We start from the raw sequence: 22,560 nt of genomic DNA on the forward strand, positions 1-22,560 counted from the left end.
TCTCCATTTATACATTTTCATACCTCAACTGTCGCTTTTATCTCTTTTACTTTAAGGGTGTTTCTACAATTTTAGGTACCTGTATGGTAAAACAAGTCTTTTCTAAATTCGATTCTACCTGAACTGTTCCTCCTACTTTTTCTAGCGTACGCTTAACAATGTCTAGCCCCATTCCATGTCCATCCTCTTTCTTTGTAGAAAACCCCTGAGTAAATATATGCGGCAAAGTCTCTTTCAGAATCATAGGGCCATTGTTGTAAATATAGAACTTATAGCACGTCTTATCTTCTCCTATATCGATATAAAGCTTTTTCATAGATTCCTTTTGTTCAAGTGCCGTAATGCCATTGTCAATAACATTAGATAGTACCTTACATAGTTCCCACGCTTCCATAGGTATAGACTTCAAGTTAGACTTAACCTCTAAATAAACAGATACACCTTCATTTTGCCCCTTTTGTATCTTTGCTTGTAGTAATGCATTAATAGCTGGATGGGCTGTTTTGAGCGCCTTCCCTACCTTCAATAGACTATCATATACAGGTTCCATATATTTTTGGGCCTCTTCATACTCCGCAAGCTCCATCAGTCCATAAATCACTTGAATATGGTTCAAATAGTCATGTCTTTGCTCTCTTAACGTAAAATTCAAACTTTCTAAGCTATGAATAATTTCTTTTATATCCTTTCTCTCTTCTCGCGTAATTAAAAAATAGTAACTCAATGCTGCCACCATACTATTTGAGATAGTAAGCCCTACTGCCCCATAGAGTAGTACAAACATATCCTCACTCGGTGCATAATTAATATAAATAATAATACCCACAATCAATATGATTTGGAGTAGATTGATTAGTAAAGACAGCTTAATCAACTTTTTTAAATCCATAATAAAAATCCCCTATTCTTGTATTTCTCTAATTAATAATCTGAATTCATATAATTATAACACGCTTATATAAGTTCTATCAGAGTTTTAGCTCAAGAATAAGAGATTCTTTTAGTTTATTTTTAATAAATCTTCTCTAGTACTGCATCTGCTGTTTTATGGATATTTTTATTGGTTACTTCTACTCTTTTTCTATAAAATTCATTGTACATTAAATCAATTAAGAACATTTGACTCATTTGAGCTGAGGTAGAGCCTCCATTAAGTGGTCCTTCATTTGATCCACATAGTATTGTAACATCTGAATATGCAGTAAGTGGTGACTTTGTATATCTTGTAATACAAATAACCTTTGCACCACTTTGTTTTGCTAGCTTTGCTACATGAATTGTATCCTTTGTAGCACCTGAATAAGAAATAATAACCGCTAAATCTTTTTCACTCAACATAGAAGCCAACATAGCTTGCATATGCGAATCCATCACACAGCGTACATTGGGTGTAATCTTCAAGAACTTATTCATAGCAAACATAGCACTAAGCATGCTTGCACCTACACCAAAAAAGTGTATGCCCTCCGCTCTTTCTAAGTAATTCATAGCTTGAGCGAAATTTGTTGTTTGAATAAGACCATAGGTTTCATTAATAGCATTGATATTATTGTGTAACACCTTCTTCGCTAATACTTCAAATGGATCTTGCAAATTAATATTCCCTAATTCCTCCTCTATTTCTAAGTCATCATGACTCATACTTAAAGAAAGCTGCATTTTAAATTCTTGATAACCTTGTAACTTTAAGCTCCTACAGAAACGGAATACACTCGTATCTCCCACTTCACAAGCATCAGCTAAATCTGTAATAGACATAAATAATACTTTCTTAGCATTATCCATAACGTAGTTTGCTACTTTTTTTTCCGCTTTGGTGTACCCCGAATACCCCTCTCGAATTCTCCCTAGCAAATCATTACCAGCCATTTCCTCACCCCATTTTTACTGTTTAATCTATTGAGCAAGCAAGGCTCACTGCACCTAGTAGTCCAGCTGTATTACCTAGTTCCGCTTGTTTCAAAATGACCTTTCTAAAGCTTGGCATAATATTAGTGTAAAGCATCTCTTCCAATTTTTCTACAACATATGTTTGAGCAAGTACTCCTCCGCCCAAAACAATACAAGGAGGATTGAATATATGGATTAAACTTACGAGTCCATACATAATTTCCTTTATCCACTCATCTACGATCTTACGAATGGATTCTTCTTCTATTCTTTCAAAGATTTTACGACCATTTACAAGCGTTTCATCATATACCTTAGCCCTTGCAACAAGTGCTGTAGTAGATGCATATCCCTCATAACACCCACTAAAATAGTCTCCTACTTTTCTATCTTCTGGGTGTACAATCATACTACCAAACTCTCCTGCTGAGAATTCACACCCAGTATAAACCTTTTTATCAATTACAATGGCTCCGCCAACGCCTGTTCCATACGTTAAACATAAAAAGTGGTCAAAATCCTTTCCTGCTCCAAACTTTGCTTCTCCTATAGCCGCTGCATTCACATCATTTTCCACTGTAACAGGTACATGAAATGTTTCCTCAAACACTTCTTTCACCTGCATACCTGTGTAGCCTGGAATATTTTCATTGGCATATCGTATCATACCTTGCACAGAATCTACTTGTCCTGCTGTACTAATACCTATTCTATCGAATTTCTCATATTCTTTTAAAATAGTAATTGCCTTGTGGATAACTGCTTGCCCACCAGCCTTAGCATTTGTATCGTATTCCTTAATGTTACTCAAAATACCATTTTCCCACTCTGCTGCTTTAATAGAAGTACCACCTATATCCAGAGCCACTATCTTCATATTTTCACCTATCTTTCTACTTTAATTACACACTTTTTAATAGCAGTACTTGTCCCTACTTGTATGCCTGGTTTATGTAATTCATCTGCCATACATACAACAAAACGACCAGGTCCCATTACACAAGAACTCGCCACCTCAGCTTTAAAGAAGCCAATATCTTTTGCTTGTGCATATGCCTCTACTAGCTCACCACACTCTGTAGCAATTTGAATCATTTCGGTTCCTCTTAAATCGATTTGAATATCCATATACTTCTTATGGATTTCAAAGTCTAGCTCTCCTTCTTGTTTTGTTTGTGCTTTCATCACATTAATGAAAACATGTTCACCATCTATTGGTGTTTTGCCTAATGGTAATGTGTGCAAATCTGTCTGCTCAACAAATTGAATAGCCTTATCTAAATAGGCAGAAATCCCTTTATACATTGTAATGTTTGAAATCATATCATAAATCATGTTCTTATCCTCTTTCTTATTTATATCTCATATTTTAAATAAAAGAGCTATTACACTAGTTTAATCCTTAGTGCAACAGCCCCTTGCCTTTCATCCTTGTTCATTCATCAACCTTTGACCGCTCCCATTGTAATACCTTGTGTAAAGTATTTTTGGAAACATACAAACATGAGTACAATAGGTATGGCAGCTAGTGTTGCCCCTGCCATAATAACTCCATAGTTAGTAGCGAATTCTGCCTGGAGTGTAGCAACCCCTAATGATATCGTTAATTTCGATCTTGTATTTAACATAATCAGTTGCATAAAGTAGTCATTCCATGAAGTAATAAACGTAAAAATTGCAAGTGCTGCAACGCCTGGCTTAACAATAGGTAAAACGATATTAAAGAATGTATGTAACTCCCCACAACCATCTATTTTAGCTGCTTCTAACAACTCACCTGGGATCGTCTCACTAAATTGCTTCATAAGAAATATCCCAAAAGGCCATCCTACTGCTGGTAGGATAACAGCTGCTAGTGTGTTATGAAATCCTAAAGCATTAACCATACGCACTAATGGTACGAGCACAACTTGTTTTGGAAGTGCCATTGCTACAACAAACATAGCAAAAATAAGTCTTTGACCATAGAATCGTTTTTTAGCTAATACATAACCTGCAAGTGCTGCCGTCAAACATACTAAAATCATTGTTGCTAAAGAAATCCAAATACTATTGCCAAGCCATTGGAGTGCTGGATTCTTAAAAAGCTTTACAAAGTTCTCTAGTGTAGGTTCTGAAGGGAACCACTGTGGCGGTATTTGTACTGTTACTTTTTGAGCTTTAAATGCTCCTGTTATAATCCAATAAAAAGGAAATATAAAAATAAAGGTTAGTAAATATAAAAATGTCATAGAAATAACTTTGTACGGTGTTATCTTTTGCACCCTCGTGCTCAGTGCTTCTTCTTTTTCTTTAACCTTCCTAGCCATCAACGTATCCCCCCTTCTAGTATTCTACATCGTTTCCGAGTACTTTGAACTGCATGAAACTAATAATACCAATAATGACTGCCAAAATTACGCCCATTGCATTGGCATAACCAAACTGCGTAAGCTTAAAGGCCTTCTCATACACAAGATACATAATGGTACTAGTCGAATAGTTTGGTCCCCCGGAAGTCAACAACTGAATAAGCGAGAAACATTGAAAGGAATTAATAGTTGTAATAACAACTACATATAACGTCGTCGGCATAAGGCAAGGCCATTTTATCTTTCTAAAAATTTGCCAGCTATTGCCCCCATCTACCTCTGCAGCTTCAATAAAGGACTGTGGAATATTTCCAAGTGCTGCAACATAGAGGATAATCGGCTGTCCTACTGATGTAGTTAATAAAATAATAATGATTGCCCAAATAGCAAATCGTTTATCTCCTAACCACATAATAGGTTCTTCAATGACTCCGCCTGATTGTAAAACATAGTTCAAGATACCGTTTAATGGATCATAAATCCACTTCCAAACTACGGTAACTGCAACGGTTCCTGTCACAACAGGTAAATAAAAAACGCCTCTAAAAAAGGAGCGTACACCTGATTTTTTTTGATAAATGGTTACACCAACAAAAAGTGAGAAGATCACTACAATAGGTACTGATCCTACTACGATAACTAAAGTATTTTTCAATGATTTCCAAAATATCTCATCTTGGAAAAGGTTTATGTAATTTTGTAAGCCTACAAATTCAAATTTCTTAAGGGTATAGTCAAATAGACTTGTAAAAATTCCTGATAACATTGGATAAATGACAAAAACGCAAAAGAACAATAACGCAGGTGCTAAGAAAGCATAAGATACTAATGTTTCTCGCATGCGTATCTTGGGTAGATTGTGCTTATTCATAGTCACACTCCTATTCGATGAAATAACTTAAAACATTTCTCCCCATACTATTTATGAGGAGAAATGTAGCCTACTTACTGAGCATTGCTAATAGATTGATTAGCTGAAGTTACGAAATCATTAAGGGCTTGCTCTGGTATTTTATCTCCTGCAAGAGCTGCTTGCATCATTGGGAACCAGTAAGTTCTCATTTCTGCAAAACCATCAATCGTATTGTAGTATGTGCCATAGTATTTTGTTAAGCTTGCTAAGTAAGTCATATTTTCATCACCTTCGTAGAGGTTACCAAATGACTGACGCACTGGAAATGTAGCTGTTTGTTTAACATTTTTTGGACCCCACTCTGTATCATTACAAATGAAATCAATAAGAAGTTTAGAAGCTTCTATCTTCGCTTCATCTCCATTATCAAAAATACAGAATCCATCAATAAGGTACTCAAGTTCTGGCTCTGTACCTGCTGGAGTTGGGAAAGGTAAGAAGATCGGTTCAAATTCCATATTAGCCTTATTACTGTTGTAAACACCAGGGCTAAAAAGAATTGTATGAGATACTCGACCTGAAGTAAATTCTTCAATAGATGCTGTACCATCAAGTGCACTACCATTTAGTAAAAGTCCTTTGTCTACTGCATCTACAACAAACTCTAACGCTTCTACCCCACCTTGACTATTGATGGTGTATTCTGTAAGTGCATCATTTGTAATAGGTGTTCCTGCTAAATTTGAAAGGAACGCTCTTGGTCCTTGGTCTCCACCTTGAGATACACAGTATACAACTGCACCTTTTTCACCTTTTTCTTTAAGTGCTTCCATTAATGCTTTATATTCATCTACAGTCCAATTTCTGTCACCTTCTAGGTTTATCATGTCTAATAAGCCATGTTTTTCTAACATTTCTTTATTAAATGCCATCAAGAAAGGGGCTGAGGAGATAGGGTACATGAAGTAATCATTCTCTACTTTACAGGCATTAATAATGTTGTCATTATCTACATCTTTTACAAAGTCATCTGTGAACATACTGTTAACATCCGCTAAAACACCGTCTTTGGCATAAGAAATGATACGTCCTGGTGCATCAAAGAGTACATCACATACTGTACCACCTTGAATAGCATTTGTAATTTTCTCTGGACCTGAACCAAAGTCTATCATTTCCATGTTTACCTTAATATTAGGATATTTCTCATTAAAAGCTTGAATAATATTTTCTTCATATTTTCCCGCTGTATCATCTATTGCTGCAAAGTTTGGGAAGTTCCACCATGTAATCTCTACTTGTTCTTCACTTGTTTGTGTATTCTCTTTTGTAGGTTTTGATGTATCTGATGGTGTTCCTGATGCTGCTCCACATCCTACAAACGTTGTTAAAGAAACTGCTAATGTTAATAATAATGCAAAAGCTTTTTTCATAAATTTATCCCCCTTAGAATAAAATTCGTATATTGATCACAGACTTTGTATCTGTTAGATCCATGTTAGGCTTACTACTTATTATTTCAGTGCTTCTACGTAACGCTTTGTAATGTCCATGGGCCTTGTAATTGCTGTTCCAACAACTGCAGTTAAGGCTCCTGTTTCTATTGCTTTTTTTAAGTCTTCAGGGCTCCAAATGCCCCCTTCTGCTATTACTGGCTTTCCACAATCCCTTACCAAATCCCCTATTAGATCAAAGTTAGGAAGTGTTGCCCCTTGTGTATAGTCTGTATAGCCATGCATAGTTGTACCGATAAAATCAAATCCTATCTCAGCTGCATGTATACCTTCTTCATATGTAGAACAATCTGCCATAAATAACTGGTCTGGATATTTCATTCTCACTTCTTTAAAGCACTCATCTAATGTTTTACCATCAGGTCGTGTTCTCTTCGTTGCATCTATTGCAATAATTTCAACACCACAATCTACTAATTGATCTACTTCCTTTAATGTGGGTGTAATGTACACATTACACTCTCCATATTGTTGTTTAATAATGCCTATAATAGGTAGATTCACTACCTTTTTGATTTCATTGATGTCTACTACAGTGTTTGCTCTTATTCCTACAGCACCACCAAGTTTGGCCGCATATGCCATCCTAGCCATAATATGTGAGCTATATAATGGTTCATGTTCAAGCGCCTGGCAGGAAACAATCAATCCACCTTTTACTTGATCTAGTATAGACTCATTCATCGTTTATCCCCCTCAGATATTATTTGTTTATATGTTCTGAATTTATAATAACATAAAGAAAAACATTTTCCAGTATTTTTTCGGAAATTTTTTTTATTTTTTTAGCATATGTCATTAAATATATATTATCAAACTCTTTAAATTAGTATCTTTTATACATAAAAAGGTTAATATATTTTTTTATTTTGTTTTTGATATAAAAATAAATAAAATTTCCTTTTTTATTGCTTTCTCTTTTTATGGGTGCTATGATAGTAAAAAGTTAGTCTATTATCCATATAAATACTAGGGAGGATTTTACTATGTCCAAATATGAAACTTCACGTTTTAGAAATGTAACAGTTGCACTCAATACACCCTTTGATGCCTGTGGAGATATTGATTTAAAAGCTGCCAAAGCACTTACTCGTTACTATATTAATAAAGGAGTTAAGAGCCTTTATGTTTGCGGAAGTACTGGCGAAGGTTTCTTACTAGATCATGATGAACGCAAAAAGGTAGTAGAAGCCGTTACAGAAGAAGCCGGAAATGAAATGAACATTATTGTTCATGTAGGTACCCCTTCTAGCCGTCACGCTGCTGAGCTTGCTAAACACGCTGAAACTGCTGGTGCTGCTGCTACTTCTGCAGTTCCCTGTGTTTACTATAGACCTAGTGAAGAGAGTGTATACCGTCATTGGACGACTATTACAGAAGCTGCTGACTTACCTTTCTTCATCTACAACATTCCTCAACTTACAGGCTTTAATTTATCTATGACATTATTTAACCGCATGTTAGAAAATGAACGCGTTGCTGGAGTTAAAAATTCTTCTGAACCTTGTCATGATATTCTTCGTTTTAAAGAAGCTGGTGGCAAAAATTTCATCGTCTTCAATGGTCCAGATGAACAATATTTAGCAGGTCGCCTCATGGGTGCTGATGCTGGTATTGGAGGTACATATGGTGCTATGCCTGAGCTATACTTAAAATTAGAAAACCTCATCCGCCTGGGAGAAATTGAAAAAGCTCAAATACTTCAAAATAAAATTACTCATCTCATCTATCGTTTATGCAGTTTCCCATCTATGTATGGTGCTTGTAAAACTATTATTCGTATGGATGGTTGTAACATCGGGGACCCTAGACTACCTTTCTTACCTGTGGATGAAAAAGATCCTGCAATCATTACACTCTTTAACGATATCAGAGCTACTATTGAAGAATGGAAAAACATCTAAAAAGAACACGAAACTGTATGCAGTTTCGTGTTCTTTTTACTACTCTATTAGATTCTCAACATAAACAGAATAATTGCACTTAAATTAAGGCACATACTCACTAAATAAAGTACCTGCACTGCTTGTTTTTGAGTCATTCCCTTTTTAACTAATCTAAAGTGAACTTGACTTGTATCACCCACATAAATAGGTTTTCCTTGTTTCATTCTCATATACATCACATAGAGATTATCAAAAATAGGTACTCCCAATGCCAAGATAGGTACAAAAATTGAAACAACTGTAGCTTGCTTAAATGCGCCATCTAACGAAATAATAGCTAACATAAATCCAAGAAAGGTTGCGCCTGCATCTCCCATCAGAATTTTAGCTGGAAACACATTATAACGTAAATAGCCCAAACATACACCTACAAGTATAGCACCCATTAAAGCAGCCTCCCCATCCCCTTGTACCAAGGCTACTACACACAATGTACAAGCCGAAATACAAGATATTCCACCTGCTAAACCATCCATACCATCGGTAAAATTAATAACTGTTGTAACACCAAACAACCATACTATTGTTAGTACGGCTTGTAACTCTACTGGCAACAATACGTAACTCCCATCAAAAGGATTTGTAAATCCTATAAATTGAACACCTCCTACATACACTAGTATACAGGCTAGTATTTGAACAATCATCTTAGGCCATGCCTTCAAATCTCCTCCACGAATTTTAACCCAATCATCTATCATTCCCATTATAAAGATTAACGTACTACCTACTAAAATCCATAAGGTTTTCATCGTTATCTCTTGACCTACCAAAAAATATACAACCCAGAATACGCCAAATATGCCTACAGCCGCTAAATAAGGTTTTGCCTCTTTATGAATCTTTCTTTCACTATCTACTTTGGGTTTTTCAATGTACTCAATTTTATAAGCAAGCTTCCTTAGTTCTGGCGTAATGACCAGCATAATAATTAATGCTAGTAAAAGCGCAAATGCATATACCATGATTAATCCCCCTAAGATTTTAGCTTTATTTTATACATTTCTAAATACTATATCATAATTAATATTTTTTCAATCCATTTTATTGTTATTTTCTAACTTTTAAAAAATATATTTTATTATTTTTAAATTTCACAAGCAAATCATAACATAATCTATTTATTAATCCAAAATTTACTTTATAATAAGTTTATAAACTTATTTCATAAATTAAGGAGATGTACCATGAAACATTATATCGGAGTAGATATTGGTTCTACTAAAATGTATTTTTGTGCAATAGTGAATGGCCAGTACATAGAAAAAAAAGCACCTACCGGTCTAGACTGCACTATAGAACATATTAAACATACCCTTGAAGATTTCCTACAAGAACTTCCTTATGTCCCTGATGGAATTGGAATGGCCATTCCCGGACTTATAAGAGGTGATAATATGGTAGAGTTCTCCGATATGCACGGGCTAAATGGCGTAACTACCGACTACTTTAGTGAAGGGCGCTTTCCTTTACGTTTTATCAATGATGTAAAAGCTGCTACTGTATGCGAAATAACAAATCATCCTGAAAGTCATACTTTAGCAGTTATTATGGCAGGTTCAGGTATAGCTCTTGGCGTTTATTCTAACGGTAAAATGTTAACTGGAGCACACGGATTTGCAGGCGAATTAGGTTATTGCATCCTTAATACCCAAAATGGACCAACGCCAATTGATGATGTAGCTGGTGGTATGGGTATCTTAAAAATTGCAGGCTGTGATGTCACTACGCTCCTTAATAGATTAGAGCAAGATGATCCACATGCCTTAAGTCTCATTGCTCAAGCTGGTCATTACTTTGGTCTTACACTGACCAACGTTATCCATCTGTTCAACCCAGACACGATAGTTGTTGGTGGCAGTACCTCGACTTATAAGGGATATATGGAAAATGCTAAGATTACCGCTCGCCAATATACGTTAGCGGACATGTACAAAGGCTGTACAATTACAACACCTAAGGATATTAAGCGCATTGTAGCACTTGGTGCCATGTCCTATGTAGAGTCTGGTATAGAACTATAATTACTTTTGATATTACAAAAGGTCTAGAATATGACAGGAGGCAACCTTCATACTCCAGACCTTTTATATTTTATTTAAATAGTTTTATAAACGGTTATGATTTTTCTTAAGTCTATGATAAAAACTCATCTCTAACTCACTTAAGTCTTGCTCTTCTTTAATTCCTCTTACATCGTACAGATAGTACATAATTTGTCTTAGGATAATCGGTATGGTAAGCATCATCATAAGACATACTGTGTCTTTTAGCTGGTTAGCCATTACTTCTATCCCAAATACTTGACCAAGTAGCATATTAAACAATTCTAAGGCTATTGTAAACATAATAGCCAACCAACAAATAGTCTCTAAAAAGGTTTCAAAATGAAGTTCCTTAAGATAAGTATTTCGTTCAGGTGTATCCTGCATAGTCACTGAATTTTCTTCAGGCATTTCACTTTCTTCTAACGCTTTTGCTAAAGTTTTTTTCTGCTTATTTTTATAAACTTTATTCATTACCTTCTTATAAGGTCTTGAAGGCGAGAGTAACTGAACAATAATATAGCCACATATAATACCCACAGCCAAAAAGAGGGTGGATATATTCATATAACTACCTAGTGTATAATTAGTAGGATATACATGATACAAAATACTATTAAACATCAAGCTGACAAACAGCATCGCACACCAATATACCACTTTACTTCCCACCAGACTGATACGTTGTCTTATCGTATGTTGCATCATAAATACTGTTAGCCCTACACAAAGAACTAAAAATTCTATAAGTATTATCATACACGCTCTCCCTCCAATTCATAATCTGCTTCTAAATCGTGTACTCCTTGAATATACTCTAACTTAAGTGCTAGATCAGACATTTTTTGATTAGCCCATATAACGAACTTAGTCTTAATTAAGACATATTGTTCCTCTGTTAAATTTTCTAGCCCTTTATGTTTATACATCTCTTCTTGTGTTAAAATGCTTGCTAGATTAAACTGACATAAAATAGCTACAAACCCATTATATTTTTCTAATTTACTAAGGTCACACCACATAGAATAACCACTTTCTAGCCCTTCGGGAATAAGCTCAAACTTACCAACAAACTGCTCGAGTTGTACAAGCATATTTTGAAGACGCTCTCCTTCTTTGCTCTTTGTATCCCCAGCCATTAAAGTCGCAATTAAAAGTTCTTCTATCGCTTCTTTAGATTTACCTACTATATCTTTATTACACTTTGCAAACAGCGGTGTTTTCTCTCTACCTTGCATCAAAGCAAAAAGTAAAGTTAATCCATCAATAAGGACTGCAAACGCAAGGCAGAACCAAGCCATTGCCTTTTGTCCACCAGCTTCTACTAAATTTTTAATAGGAAGAACGTATAGATTATGCATGACATAGCTTGATGATGTTAAGTCGATAGGATTTTCTAAATCTTTAGTTTGATTTAATATATACGCTGCATTTTTAATCTCTGTCTGCATTGCAGTATATAGTTGCATAGCATCTTCTTCTGCTACCCCTTCAGTCATAACTGCCTCTAAAGGTTTCATAATCGATTCTTCTTTATCCGCTAGAATAAGATAATGGTTCAGGTCCTGTTTAAAGTTCATTAAGGTATTTTGCCCCTTAAGACTCACCACCTGTGTATAGAAATTCGTCAAAACTGTGGAAAAAATATCTCTATCTCCATTCCCTGTTAGTATGAACTCTAAAACATAGTCTTGTATCGCTGCAATCTGTTCTTCTATGGTGGCTTCCCCAGCTTCCATACCAATAAGCTTATACATAGATGCTACAAGCTTACTAATTTGCTCTTGTGTTGTCTTCGTTTCTATACTAGATTCAACAAAAGCATCTTTTGTCTGTCCCCCTAAGATAGCTTGTACTTCTTGCTCATACAATTCACTCTTAAGTGTTGCATCTTGCTTAGTTGTATCTGTAATCATTGTTCCTACAGCTGCATTGTATTTAGCCATATCTGCATAATATTGCTCTAAATTATCACCATAATTATTGATATTGGGCTTTCTAAGTGCATTAGTCTGTGCATTAATCTTGCCACTCTCTACCTTAATGCCATCTAACTTTTTACTTAAGGCTTCATCTTCTGCTACTTGTTTTGTCAAAGCACTATAGGTTTTATCTACTTCACTAAAAATATCAAACACATAGCTCTTCATACCATTTTCAGATTTGTCTCTGATCAGTTGGTACTCTTCTGTCATACTACCGTAAATCTGCTTATATCGTTCCTGTAAGTAATCTACAGGTGAGTTGATGTGATTGTAAATACCTATATATGAGAAATAGGTTGAACACAGTGTAGCCATACATAAAATAAGGACTAGCCATATTTTAAAATGTTTTCTAATGGTATGACTCATACAAAATACAACTAACTGAATAGCTAACGCAAAAAGAAGTGGTGCACTTAATGCGAAAGGTAGATTAACCCCTCCAAAATATACTTTACTTCCTTCATAGGTGGTTGCTAAAGAAATAATTTGTAAGAAAACCGTTACCAGAACAATCAACCAACCTAATGTGCTCTGATTAAAGATAACATCTGTTCCCCTATAATCATTGCCTCTTAGCATATTTTGATAAAACTGTTGTTCTTTCTTTAATGCTTGCTTTTTATAGTGCTTTTCAAATTTATGTTGAATCCAAGTTAGCTTAGACATTACACTCACCCTCTCTCTAAAATTTTAAATCTTTTCATCTTAATCATTATACGAGCTATTTCTTATTAAAAGACATACAAATTTCTTAAGATTTCTTTAAGAATCCTTAGAATAAATTAAGAAAAGAGAAGTGCTCTCCTCAGCTAGCACTTCTCTTTATGTCTTTATATATATTCTATGCATTGATGATTTACTTTTAGGATCTTATCATATTGACTACTTGTATCTTTAAATAATACATGACTTACATTGATTACTGTCACATCCTCTAAAGCCAATATACTCTTTTCGATTTCCTTTGCCCTTTCCATGTCTAAGGCTGCAAATGCTTCGTCTAAAAAGATAATACTCGCTTGTGCTAAAAGTCCCCTAGCAATAACTACTCTGCTACGCTCACCTCCAGATATGTTTTTTCCATTATCATAAATCATAGTATCTAATCCATTAGGCAGTGCTTCTACAAAGTCACTTAATCCCGATTTTACTATCGCCTCTTTTATTTCTTCGGTTGTATAATCTTTATAAAGTGTAATATTATTTCTTAATGTGTCTTCAAATATGAAGACTTGCTGCTCTACATTCGCAACTTGAGCAAAGAAATCTTGCTTCTTAATATCTCGTAGATTCTTCCCATCTATTAAAATTTCTCCTTTTGTTGGATTAAAGTATTTTCTAAGAAGTTTAAGTAGTGTAGATTTTCCTCCACCACTTGGTCCTATGATTAAATACTTACCTCCCTTTTTCAGTTCTAAATCTACATTTCGTAAGATTAAATCACTTTCTTCATATCCAAAGCTAATATTTTTCAAGGTAATAGCTTCTTTAAAGCTTGGCATATCTTGTGTTTCTTCATAGGTATCTTCATTTTTAAGCGTTATTTCAATCTTATGAATGAGTTCCTTAACTGTAAATAGCTTAGGAAGTTGCTCTGATAGATTCATTACAGGCCACATGATCTTCTGCATACTTTGTACGACTAAGAATGCACCTCCAACTGTAATAAGCCCCTCTATAACCATATATCCACTTGCTGCAAGCATCATATACATCATTAAGTTGATAATAATATTTTCTGTTGCTTGAATATATGATAAAAATTTATCTACTATATAGCCCTTTTGCTGAACTTGTTCACTCTTGTCATCGAATTTCTCCTGAACACGTTGTGTCAAATTATTGCTCTTAATAATATGAAAAGCTGATAACATTTCTTTGGTATAGCCCGTATACCCCTCAAATAAGTTACTTCTTTCACTCATATGTTTTGCTACTGGCTTAGAGGTAACCATAGAAAATAGAATCATCACGCTCATTACCACAAAAGCTAATAAAATAACCCAAGGTGAAACAACCGTCATCATCCACATACCAGCTGCAAAGTTTCCGATACATGCACCTATTTCATATAAGCTATCAATTAAATTTACTTCCAACAAGTTAAAGTCATTTGTTAAGCAAGATACATATTTTGCATTATTCTCTTTTTGAAATTCACTAATATTCTTATTAAAAACACCTTTTACATAGTATCTCTTAATGCTTAAGTTAGCTTTTCGCTTATAGAGCGCTCGCGTTATAGCTACCAAAATACATAAAGGTACTAATATAATCGCCATAGCAATTAGAGCAATTGAAGCACTTTTAAAATGAGTCATATCCCCACTTAAAGCAATATCCATTAAATCCATCATTTTAACAAAACTATAAGCATCTGCAAAAGCTAACATACCTGCACAGCATGCAGCAAGGATAAAGTATGGTGTTACTCCTAATAATCTTTTCAACATACAACCACCTCCCCAAAGTAAGCTGTTGCATCATATGTTTCTACACACCCATTTTTTAGTTCTAACACATAATCATATTGCTCAGTAATCCCTTCATAGTAACGGTGACTAATTGCAACAACTGTACAGTCTAAATTTAGTAATTCTTGCTCGATTTTCTTACCTATCTCCTCATTTAATGCTGATGTACCTTCATCTACAAATAAAATTTTAGCTTGTTTTGCAATTGCTCTAGCTATAGAAATACGTTGTCGCTGGCCACCAGAGAGGTTTTTACCATTCTCCGATAATATACTCTCTAGACCTTCCTCTTTCTCTTCTATCAAATCCATTAACCCAGCCTTTTCACAGGCCATTTTTACCATTACATCATCTAAATCTTTATACAAACTAATATTATTTCTAATCGTATCTTCAAATAAAAACACATCTTGATATATAAATGCCACCTGATCATTAAAGTCTTTTTCTTTAATATTCTTATAATCCTCTCCATCCACAAGAATTTGCCCTTCATAATCTTCATAAATCATTGATAAAAGTTTCATCAATGTTGACTTCCCTGCACCACTTACTCCTTTAATTAAATACTTTTTACCCTTTTCTATCTTAAAGTGTGCCTGCTTTAAAAGCGTTTGTTCTCCATATGCAAAATTTAATCCTTTAACCTCTATATTTTTATCAAAGTTGAAAGGTATCTTTGTTTCATCTCCTTCAATTTGACCTACTTCTTGTACTGTGATTTTCTCATAAATACGCTTAGAAGATTTAATCACATTCATACGAGGTAGGATTTCTACTAATGGAAATATTAAGTTACTACAAAGCTGTACAGAAAACATTGCTTGCGTAAAATTACTTGAATTCATAGTTGCTGCTACATAGATTACTACACCAAAAAGTACAATATAACTGGAAAACATCATTAAACTTCTTTGTTGCTCACTAAAAACATTAAATGCTACCTTACGTTTCTCTACACGATTAATTGCATCTAAGCTTTTATTTAGGAATTTATCTTCTATATTGTTTAGCTTAAGAATTTCAAGACCATTAAATGTATTTGCTACCTCTACTGTAAGCTGTTCATTTTGCTTAGAAACTTCTTCTTGTAACGCTTCAGTCTTTTTAGAAAATAATGTTGATATTCCAAATAACGCTATGGATATCAAGGTCATGGCAATCGCCAGCTTATAATCCATAAAATAAAGGATGATAAGACAAACTAAATATAATCCCCCCATATAGATTACATTTAATAAATTTAAGAAAAAGTTGTTTTCAAACGTATTAATATCATTAATCAAATGAGACATATATACTTCTTTAGACTGCTTACTAAAATCCTTATATGAAATATGAATAATCTTGTTAAATGCTTGTTTTCTTACCTCTAGTAATATATTTTTCATAAAGCCTATACGCATTAATCTACTGGCAATATGTAATCCCCCTGTTAATATCGCAGCTAAAATAGCAATAATTATAAGTATTTTAAAATACTCCCTATCTCTCTTTTCTATTCCACCAAACATCAAAGAAAAAAGTCCCATACGAATCATACTATCAACAACAGGCAAGAAGCATGCTAGGATATATATCGCAAATTGCTCTTTTCTCTTCATTAAGAGTTCCTTCATTTTTTCATCCCCTCCCTTTAACTTTCCAACTTGAATGAATTATAAAACTATTTTAAGGCAACATTGTTTTATTGTCAATATATACATTGCAACATTGTTTCATTATTTATCTATATAAAATGGGTAATTGCTATATATTACATTTAGTAAACATATAAATGCGAAGTAAGCGTCAACTCAAGAACGCCTCGTTTTAACTGATATATTTTATTATACTATTTTCAAAACATTGGAGGTAGTATATGAGGAACAGAAGAAATACAACTAAACAAGAGCGATTGAATCTAGTGCGCCAGTTCGTTGCAAGTGGTCAATCTCAAGTAAGTTGGTGTAAAGAACAAGGTATTGCAGCCTCTACGTTTTGTAAATGGATGAGTGAATATAAAAGTACTTCCACAGAAATTAAGTTTGTGCCTCTTGCCCCTAACAATACTATAGGGTTAACAGCTGTCGATGAACTTAAACCTATTGAAAATACTATTCTCATGGAAATTGGTTCATGTAAGATTCATGTACCTGAAAAGATGGCAATGACACTTCTTGCACAAGCGCTGGAGGTGTCGCCTAGAAATGTTTAATTATAAAGATTATAAGGTATTTTTAGCATGTGGCAATACAGCTATGAGAAAAAGTATTAATGGGCTTTGTGAAATCGTACAGCATAACTTTGAACTTGACCCATCTGAGAAGATTATTTTTGGCTTTTGCAATAGGCAGCATAATCGTATTAAACTTTTAGTCTGGGAAGACAATGGTTTTTGGATACATTTTAAACGTTTAGAAAAAGGGAGTATCATCTGGCCAGAAGTTTCCGATGATGAGTTAACTATGAGTATCACCTTAGATGATTTTCAAAACTTGATAAAAGCACCAGGTGTTAAGCAAAAGATAAAACGACAAGAAGTATGGAAAACACCTTAATTTGAGTATAATTATCTGTTAAGATTACGCATTTTATGATATCATTATACTATCAAATACAAATTATAAGGAGGTTTTAAAGTGAATCAATTAGCGACACAACAACAAGAAATAGAAACTTTAAAATCTCAATTAAAAGCAAAAGATGTACAGATTGCATCATTAGAAAAGCTTAATGGTTGGTACTTAGAACAGTTAAAATTACGTCGTCAAAAGCAGTTTGGTGCTTCTTCTGAAAAATGTTCAGAGGATCAGATTGCTATTGACGACCTTTTTGCGGATCTATTTAATGAAGCATGGCAAGTGAATCAGAGTAATGCAACCGCTAAAGAAGGCGAATCCTATATTCAAAAGCTTTTTGCCATAGAAGCACAAGCAGATCAGCTAAAATATACTGATTCTCAAAGACTTGAGCTTAGAAAAACAGAGTCCAAAAAGACACTAGATGAATTTTATACTTGGATAGATAAGATTAGTCCTAAAACTTTGCCACAAAGCTTACTTGGCAAGGCTATTACCTATGCTCAAAATCAAAAAGTGTATTTAAGTAACTTCTTAAAAGATGGACGTATTCAGCTCAGCAATAACTTAGCGGAACAGTCCATAAAAATGTTTGTTATTGGACGTAAAAACTGGTTGTTTTCAAACACACAGAATGGAGCCACTTCATCTTCTATTATCTACAGCATCATTCAGACTGCTATAGCCAATGAACTTAAGCCTATGCATTATTTAGAGCACGTCTTTAAACAGATTCAGCTAAACAAAGATTTACAAATATCTGATATACTGCCATGGTCGGCAAGTATTCCTGAAACGTGTAAAAAAATCAATACGCCACAAAGCTAGTACTATTATACTAACAGAGGTGTATTTTTTATAGGCGCTCCTGAGTTGACGCTTACAATACGAATACTTCATTTTTTTGAATATCACTTTAATTTAATTATTTTACATAACTATATTTTAGTACATAAAAATAAGAGGTTATTTAAAATAGCCCCTTATTGATTTATATTTATTCTATGTAATTTATTTATACTTTTATTCCTGAGCAGGCTTTTTAAGTAATCCCATCATAACTGCAGCTACTAGCACACCACCTATATATGCAATTACAAATCCCATCGGATTTTCAATAACAGGTAATACAAAAATTCCACCATGAGGTGCACGTGATGCACAATTAAACATCATTGCCAATCCACCTGCTACCGCCGATCCCAACGTTACCGATGGTAATACACGCAAAGGGTCCGATGCCGCAAAAGAAATGGCACCTTCTGTTATAAAGGACATCCCTAATATATAATTAGTAAGACCCGCTTCTCTCTCTTTTGCAGTAAACTTATTTTTAAAAAGAGTAGTTGCTAATGCAATACTTGTTGCTGGCACCATTCCACCAACAATAGTTGCTGCCATTACAGATGCATTTCCCGCATCTAAACATACTACAGCAAACATATACGCACTTTTATTAAGGGGGCCACCCATGTCAACAGCCATCATAGCTGCCACTACAAGTCCTAAAACTACTTTACTTGAATCCCCCATACTCGTTAGCGTATTGGTAATCGCACCATTTAACGCTGCTACAGGTGGATTAACTACAAACATCATAATCACCCCTACTACAAATAACCCTAACAATGGATAAAGCAACATTACTTTTAAGCCTTCAAATGATTTCGGTATAAATTTCAGTATTTTTGAAAGCAAAACAATAACATATCCGCCAATAAATCCAGCCAAGAGAGCCCCTAAGAATCCAGCCCCACTTTGTTGTGCCATCATCCCTCCTATGAATCCTGTCACTAGCCCACTTTGCCCTGCAACACTAACTGCTATATATCCCGCCAACATTGGCAGCATAAACCCGAAAGCTAAATCTCCAATTTGCTTAAGCATTGCTGCAAAAGGCGTATTGGATCCAAAGTTAGCTGGATTAACACTATAATCATCAAATAAGAATGCTAACGCCATCAGCAATCCCCCCCCTATTACAAAGGGTAGCATATGATTAATCCCATTCATCAAATGCTCATAAATCTGTTGTCCTAATGATTGTTTTTTCATTGATGTCCTCCATTTAATGTCTTATATGTAAACGCGCAAAAAAAGACTGTCCTGTAAGGACAACCTTTTTCTAGCGATTTATCTTTTGATTGTAGATCTTGTCTAAATAAACCTTAATCAGTGCCGCAATTGGAACGGATGCAATCATACCTACTCCGCCAAAGTAGCTTCCTCCTATGAGTACAGAAATCATAATCCACACAGGCAGAAGTCCTACTTGGTCTCCAACAATTTTAGGTTGTATGATATTTCCATCCACTTGTTGATATAATAACAGCAATCCAGCCCCTGTTAACCCCATTCCAACACTTGTAAAAGCACCTAATACAAATGCAAGCCCTGATCCCACTATAGGACCTACATAAGGAATAACATTTGTAAGCCCTGCTGCTACACCAATAAGAATTGCAAAAGGATGTTTAATAAGTAACATTAACACTACAGACACGACACCCACAATAACAGAATCTAGTATCGTCCCTAACAAATATTTTCCTACTACTTCATCCAATGTTTTTACAAAGCTAATTATCCCAGTTTTTACCTTTAATGTACATACTATAGTTCCAATCTTACTTACACCTGCAAAAAGTTTTTCTTTATCTTTAAGAAAATAAAATGTCACAATAACAGTTACTACAAAATCTATAACAAAGGAACTAAAAGAAGAAATAAATCCTCCTATTCCGCCTATGACCCATTGTCCACTACTTATCAAGAAATCTTTAACATAGTTAAATACATCTCCCGGTATAGCTGCATTTACTTCTTCCAAATTTAATGAGTTCAATACATTACCTATTTCTTTCATCCACATATTAAATTGTGCTTCAAACTTAGGTATAGAATTAAACAAGATATTAATATTTTCAAAAAGAGGTGGTAAAATAAAGTTAATAAGCATCCCTATAATTGCAATCACCATCAAAAATACAGTCGCAACACTTATAAGCCTTATCCACCCCTTACTTTTTTCTTGATTGCGTTTGGGCATGCCAAAATCCGCTCCATAAGTTATCCATTTCTCTATAAATTGCACCGGATAGTATAGTAAATATGCACTAGCAAAAGCATAAATGACAGGAGAAATAATATCTATAAATCCCCCAATATATCTCCAACTCACTCCCACTACATCAGTACTATTGCTAATCACTTTGTAGGCCACCATCAATACAATACCTATAACAACTGCTACAATTCCTAACGGGAAGTACCTTTTATAAGCTTTAAGTCTTTCTATCATACAGTCCCTTTCCAACCTAAAGTTCAACACACTCTAGTCTTAATATATTTTTTCAATCCACTCTCTAGAATTCATTTCACTTCTAACTTCAACCTCACAAATAGCTGGATTGATAGTTTCTTCATGCGCAATAGTAAGAAGAGACATGGTATTAGCAAATTTAACAGTTTCTTTTATATGACTCTTATTCATATAACTATATCCAATCCCTGCAACAAAGGCATCTCCAGCACCCGTTACATTGACAACTTGAGCCTCACACGCCTTTACAGTTCCTTCTTCTATACCATCATGATAATAAATACCTTCACAGTCCAAGCTAATAAATACTTTTTGGACGCCTAAATTTCTAAAAAATCTTCCAGCCTCTCTAACTGCATCTTCATTATTCAATTCAAAACCACACAATACTTCAGCCTCATAACGATTAGGTTTGACTGTATGTATATAGGGCAATAAATGTTTTACTGTACAAGCCTTAGCCGCTGATACAGGGTCTAAAATAACATTGGTATACATAGAGAAGTTTTTTACAATATACTCCGTAATTGTCGGGTTATCTGCATCCAAGATAACATATTCAGCATTTTTTATAAGTTCACTTTTAGAGTCTACAAATTCTTCTGTAAATAAACTAGCAATACTAATATCAACTACAGCCGATACCATTTCACCATTTTCGTCTAATATTGCAATATAAGTTGGTGTGGCAGTCCCTTCTACTATTAACGAATCACTCATATCAAAGTGCATTTTTTTAGCATGTTCTTGTAGGCCTCTTCCTCTTTCATCATCTCCCAAAATAGAGATAAACTTAGTATTTACACCTACTCTTGCCATATTTTCTGCAATATTACGACATACTCCTCCATAGGACATTTTAATGGCTCCCGGATTTGAATCGTATGGTCTATAACTTTGGTGTGTAAATCCAAAGATGTCACAAATAGACATACCAAAAACAAGTATATAAGGTTCTTTCTGCTGTGTCATTATTTTCTCTTCCTTTTCGTTGTAATTGATTATGCTATTTTATCATACTCTTAGACATATTTCATGCATCTTTATAATTTTTAAATTTTGTAAAATTTTACAGGTTTATCCCGCAATATATAAAGTTCCTCTCCTAAAAAATGCGCCTCCTCCATATCATGGGTAATAAATAGAGTCGTTCGTGGTTCGTCTTGTAACATTTTTTTCATTTTTTTCATAAGTCTTATTTTCAAAGCATAATCTTGTCCTTTAAAAGGTTCATCAAGTATTAGCACTTTACTTTTATAGGCCAATGCACGCGCTAATGCAATTCTCCTTTGCATACCACCACTTAGTTCATCAATCTGGCATCCTCTATATTCCCATAACTCTACAAGTTCAAGCACTTCTTTAATCTTTACTCTTTGCTCTTCTACAGTTAAATAAGATTTCAAAACTAATTCTATATTTTCATAGACACTCATCCATTTTATCAATCTATTCTCTTGAAAAACTACTGATATTTTTTCTTTTTCTAATCCTATAATATACCCTTTTTCGTATTTTTCAAATCCTAAAAGTATACGTATTAGAGTAGTTTTACCACTTCCTGATGCACCTAATAAAACACTTACTTTCCCAGATTCAAATTCAATATCAAAATT

General features: G+C 34.4%; 22 protein-coding genes. 5 read left to right on the forward strand and 17 right to left on the reverse strand.

Features of this window, described 5'->3' with window-relative positions; genetic code table 11:
• Positions 1 to 46: 46 nt before the first annotated feature.
• The 8 genes from RRY75_RS09405 to RRY75_RS09440 all read right to left on the reverse strand — a co-directional run bounded on the left by RRY75_RS09405 (position 47) and on the right by RRY75_RS09440 (position 7,292).
• A complete protein-coding gene (locus RRY75_RS09405; RefSeq protein ID WP_332493319.1) occupies positions 47 to 889 on the reverse strand; it encodes a sensor histidine kinase in 843 nt (280 codons plus the stop codon).
• A 122-nt stretch (positions 890 to 1,011) separates the two neighbouring features.
• A complete protein-coding gene (locus RRY75_RS09410) occupies positions 1,012 to 1,869 on the reverse strand; it encodes a MurR/RpiR family transcriptional regulator (RefSeq protein ID WP_332493320.1) in 858 nt (285 codons plus the stop codon).
• Between the two features lie 22 nt (positions 1,870 to 1,891).
• Entirely contained in the window at positions 1,892 to 2,767 is an 876-nt protein-coding gene (locus RRY75_RS09415; protein ID WP_332493321.1) for an ROK family protein, read from the reverse strand.
• Between the two features lie 8 nt (positions 2,768 to 2,775).
• The gene (locus RRY75_RS09420; protein WP_332493322.1) at positions 2,776 to 3,225 is read right to left on the reverse strand and encodes a YhcH/YjgK/YiaL family protein; all 450 of its coding nucleotides are present in this window, start codon (positions 3,223 to 3,225) and stop codon (positions 2,776 to 2,778) included.
• Between the two features lie 107 nt (positions 3,226 to 3,332).
• Positions 3,333 to 4,199 carry a carbohydrate ABC transporter permease gene (locus tag RRY75_RS09425; RefSeq protein WP_332493323.1) on the reverse strand — a complete coding sequence of 289 codons (867 nt, stop codon included), beginning with the start codon at positions 4,197 to 4,199 and terminating at the stop codon, positions 3,333 to 3,335.
• A 16-nt stretch (positions 4,200 to 4,215) separates the two neighbouring features.
• On the reverse strand, positions 4,216 to 5,112 hold the full coding sequence (locus RRY75_RS09430) for a carbohydrate ABC transporter permease (protein ID WP_332493324.1): 897 nt from the start codon (positions 5,110 to 5,112) through the stop codon (positions 4,216 to 4,218).
• Between the two features lie 74 nt (positions 5,113 to 5,186).
• A complete protein-coding gene (locus tag RRY75_RS09435) occupies positions 5,187 to 6,527 on the reverse strand; it encodes an ABC transporter substrate-binding protein (protein ID WP_332527666.1) in 1,341 nt (446 codons plus the stop codon).
• A gap of 81 nt (positions 6,528 to 6,608) precedes the next feature.
• Positions 6,609 to 7,292 (reverse strand): N-acetylmannosamine-6-phosphate 2-epimerase, encoded by a 684-nt coding sequence (locus RRY75_RS09440; RefSeq protein WP_332493326.1) that lies wholly within the window; start codon positions 7,290 to 7,292, stop codon positions 6,609 to 6,611.
• A gap of 302 nt (positions 7,293 to 7,594) precedes the next feature.
• Here RRY75_RS09440 and RRY75_RS09445 point away from each other — a divergent pair, with 302 nt between their 5' ends.
• Positions 7,595 to 8,512: a dihydrodipicolinate synthase family protein gene (locus tag RRY75_RS09445; RefSeq protein ID WP_332493327.1), complete on the forward strand. Its 918-nt coding sequence runs from the start codon at positions 7,595 to 7,597 to the stop codon at positions 8,510 to 8,512.
• A gap of 47 nt (positions 8,513 to 8,559) precedes the next feature.
• Here RRY75_RS09445 and RRY75_RS09450 read toward each other — a convergent pair whose 3' ends face one another.
• Complete coding sequence (locus tag RRY75_RS09450; protein ID WP_332716495.1) at positions 8,560 to 9,519, reverse strand: MraY family glycosyltransferase; 960 nt, start codon at positions 9,517 to 9,519, stop codon at positions 8,560 to 8,562.
• 222 nt (positions 9,520 to 9,741) lie between these two features.
• Between RRY75_RS09450 and RRY75_RS09455 the strand changes: the two genes are divergently transcribed.
• Positions 9,742 to 10,578 carry an ROK family protein gene (locus tag RRY75_RS09455; protein WP_332493329.1) on the forward strand — a complete coding sequence of 279 codons (837 nt, stop codon included), beginning with the start codon at positions 9,742 to 9,744 and terminating at the stop codon, positions 10,576 to 10,578.
• A gap of 84 nt (positions 10,579 to 10,662) precedes the next feature.
• Here the strand turns inward: RRY75_RS09455 and RRY75_RS09460 are convergent, their stop codons facing one another.
• The 4 genes from RRY75_RS09460 to RRY75_RS09475 form a co-directional block, all read right to left on the reverse strand.
• Positions 10,663 to 11,358 (reverse strand): hypothetical protein, encoded by a 696-nt coding sequence (locus tag RRY75_RS09460; RefSeq protein WP_332493330.1) that lies wholly within the window; start codon positions 11,356 to 11,358, stop codon positions 10,663 to 10,665.
• Positions 11,355 to 13,253 (reverse strand): hypothetical protein, encoded by a 1,899-nt coding sequence (locus RRY75_RS09465; RefSeq protein ID WP_332493331.1) that lies wholly within the window; start codon positions 13,251 to 13,253, stop codon positions 11,355 to 11,357. Before RRY75_RS09465 ends, RRY75_RS09460 begins: the two co-directional genes overlap by 4 nt.
• 164 nt (positions 13,254 to 13,417) lie before the next feature.
• On the reverse strand, positions 13,418 to 15,040 hold the full coding sequence (locus RRY75_RS09470) for an ABC transporter ATP-binding protein (protein ID WP_332493332.1): 1,623 nt from the start codon (positions 15,038 to 15,040) through the stop codon (positions 13,418 to 13,420).
• On the reverse strand, positions 15,034 to 16,680 hold the full coding sequence (locus tag RRY75_RS09475; RefSeq protein WP_332493333.1) for an ABC transporter ATP-binding protein: 1,647 nt from the start codon (positions 16,678 to 16,680) through the stop codon (positions 15,034 to 15,036). Before RRY75_RS09475 ends, RRY75_RS09470 begins: the two co-directional genes overlap by 7 nt.
• Positions 16,681 to 16,922: 242 nt before the next feature.
• Here RRY75_RS09475 and tnpA point away from each other — a divergent pair, with 242 nt between their 5' ends.
• The 3 genes from tnpA to RRY75_RS09490 all read left to right on the forward strand — a co-directional run bounded on the left by tnpA (position 16,923) and on the right by RRY75_RS09490 (position 18,450).
• Positions 16,923 to 17,258 (forward strand): IS66 family insertion sequence element accessory protein TnpA, encoded by a 336-nt coding sequence (tnpA, locus tag RRY75_RS09480; protein ID WP_332493334.1) that lies wholly within the window; start codon positions 16,923 to 16,925, stop codon positions 17,256 to 17,258.
• Positions 17,251 to 17,601, forward strand: coding sequence for an IS66 family insertion sequence element accessory protein TnpB (tnpB, locus tag RRY75_RS09485; protein WP_332493335.1), 351 nt, complete (start codon positions 17,251 to 17,253; stop codon positions 17,599 to 17,601). Before tnpA ends, tnpB begins: the two co-directional genes overlap by 8 nt.
• Positions 17,602 to 17,682: 81 nt before the next feature.
• Positions 17,683 to 18,450 (forward strand): IS66 family transposase, encoded by a 768-nt coding sequence (locus RRY75_RS09490; RefSeq protein WP_332493336.1) that lies wholly within the window; start codon positions 17,683 to 17,685, stop codon positions 18,448 to 18,450.
• 195 nt (positions 18,451 to 18,645) lie between these two features.
• On the opposite strand, the gene RRY75_RS09495 is transcribed toward RRY75_RS09490, so the two are convergent.
• From RRY75_RS09495 to RRY75_RS09510, 4 genes are all read right to left on the reverse strand, one after another.
• Complete coding sequence (locus RRY75_RS09495) at positions 18,646 to 19,677, reverse strand: PTS fructose transporter subunit IIC (RefSeq protein WP_332528074.1); 1,032 nt, start codon at positions 19,675 to 19,677, stop codon at positions 18,646 to 18,648.
• 70 nt (positions 19,678 to 19,747) lie between these two features.
• On the reverse strand, positions 19,748 to 20,923 hold the full coding sequence (locus tag RRY75_RS09500; RefSeq protein ID WP_332528075.1) for an AI-2E family transporter: 1,176 nt from the start codon (positions 20,921 to 20,923) through the stop codon (positions 19,748 to 19,750).
• 39 nt (positions 20,924 to 20,962) lie between these two features.
• On the reverse strand, positions 20,963 to 21,916 hold the full coding sequence (locus RRY75_RS09505) for a carbohydrate kinase family protein (protein WP_332528076.1): 954 nt from the start codon (positions 21,914 to 21,916) through the stop codon (positions 20,963 to 20,965).
• Positions 21,917 to 21,996: 80 nt separating this feature from the next.
• Positions 21,997 to 22,560 (reverse strand): ATP-binding cassette domain-containing protein (locus RRY75_RS09510; RefSeq protein WP_332716503.1); only part of this gene is annotated, 564 nt, incomplete at its 5' end.

The sequence above is a fragment of the Niameybacter sp. genome (genome assembly GCF_036655075.1).
Lineage (GTDB): Bacteria > Bacillota > Clostridia > Lachnospirales > Cellulosilyticaceae > Holtiella.

Coding starts and splice junctions, on each gene's coding strand:
- RRY75_RS09405 (WP_332493319.1), bottom strand. CDS start 889: ATGGATTTAAAAAAGTTGATTAAGCTGTCTTTACTAATCAATCTACTC.
- RRY75_RS09410 (WP_332493320.1), bottom strand. CDS start 1,869: ATGGCTGGTAATGATTTGCTAGGGAGAATTCGAGAGGGGTATTCGGGG.
- RRY75_RS09415 (WP_332493321.1), bottom strand. CDS start 2,767: ATGAAGATAGTGGCTCTGGATATAGGTGGTACTTCTATTAAAGCAGCA.
- RRY75_RS09420 (WP_332493322.1), bottom strand. CDS start 3,225: ATGATTTATGATATGATTTCAAACATTACAATGTATAAAGGGATTTCT.
- RRY75_RS09425 (WP_332493323.1), bottom strand. CDS start 4,199: ATGGCTAGGAAGGTTAAAGAAAAAGAAGAAGCACTGAGCACGAGGGTG.
- RRY75_RS09430 (WP_332493324.1), bottom strand. CDS start 5,112: ATGAATAAGCACAATCTACCCAAGATACGCATGCGAGAAACATTAGTA.
- RRY75_RS09435 (WP_332527666.1), bottom strand. CDS start 6,527: ATGAAAAAAGCTTTTGCATTATTATTAACATTAGCAGTTTCTTTAACA.
- RRY75_RS09440 (WP_332493326.1), bottom strand. CDS start 7,292: ATGAATGAGTCTATACTAGATCAAGTAAAAGGTGGATTGATTGTTTCC.
- RRY75_RS09445 (WP_332493327.1), top strand. CDS start 7,595: ATGTCCAAATATGAAACTTCACGTTTTAGAAATGTAACAGTTGCACTC.
- RRY75_RS09450 (WP_332716495.1), bottom strand. CDS start 9,519: ATGGTATATGCATTTGCGCTTTTACTAGCATTAATTATTATGCTGGTC.
- RRY75_RS09455 (WP_332493329.1), top strand. CDS start 9,742: ATGAAACATTATATCGGAGTAGATATTGGTTCTACTAAAATGTATTTT.
- RRY75_RS09460 (WP_332493330.1), bottom strand. CDS start 11,358: ATGATAATACTTATAGAATTTTTAGTTCTTTGTGTAGGGCTAACAGTA.
- RRY75_RS09465 (WP_332493331.1), bottom strand. CDS start 13,253: ATGTCTAAGCTAACTTGGATTCAACATAAATTTGAAAAGCACTATAAA.
- RRY75_RS09470 (WP_332493332.1), bottom strand. CDS start 15,040: ATGTTGAAAAGATTATTAGGAGTAACACCATACTTTATCCTTGCTGCA.
- RRY75_RS09475 (WP_332493333.1), bottom strand. CDS start 16,680: ATGAAGGAACTCTTAATGAAGAGAAAAGAGCAATTTGCGATATATATC.
- tnpA (WP_332493334.1), top strand. CDS start 16,923: ATGAGGAACAGAAGAAATACAACTAAACAAGAGCGATTGAATCTAGTG.
- tnpB (WP_332493335.1), top strand. CDS start 17,251: ATGTTTAATTATAAAGATTATAAGGTATTTTTAGCATGTGGCAATACA.
- RRY75_RS09495 (WP_332528074.1), bottom strand. CDS start 19,677: ATGAAAAAACAATCATTAGGACAACAGATTTATGAGCATTTGATGAAT.
- RRY75_RS09500 (WP_332528075.1), bottom strand. CDS start 20,923: ATGATAGAAAGACTTAAAGCTTATAAAAGGTACTTCCCGTTAGGAATT.
- RRY75_RS09505 (WP_332528076.1), bottom strand. CDS start 21,916: ATGACACAGCAGAAAGAACCTTATATACTTGTTTTTGGTATGTCTATT.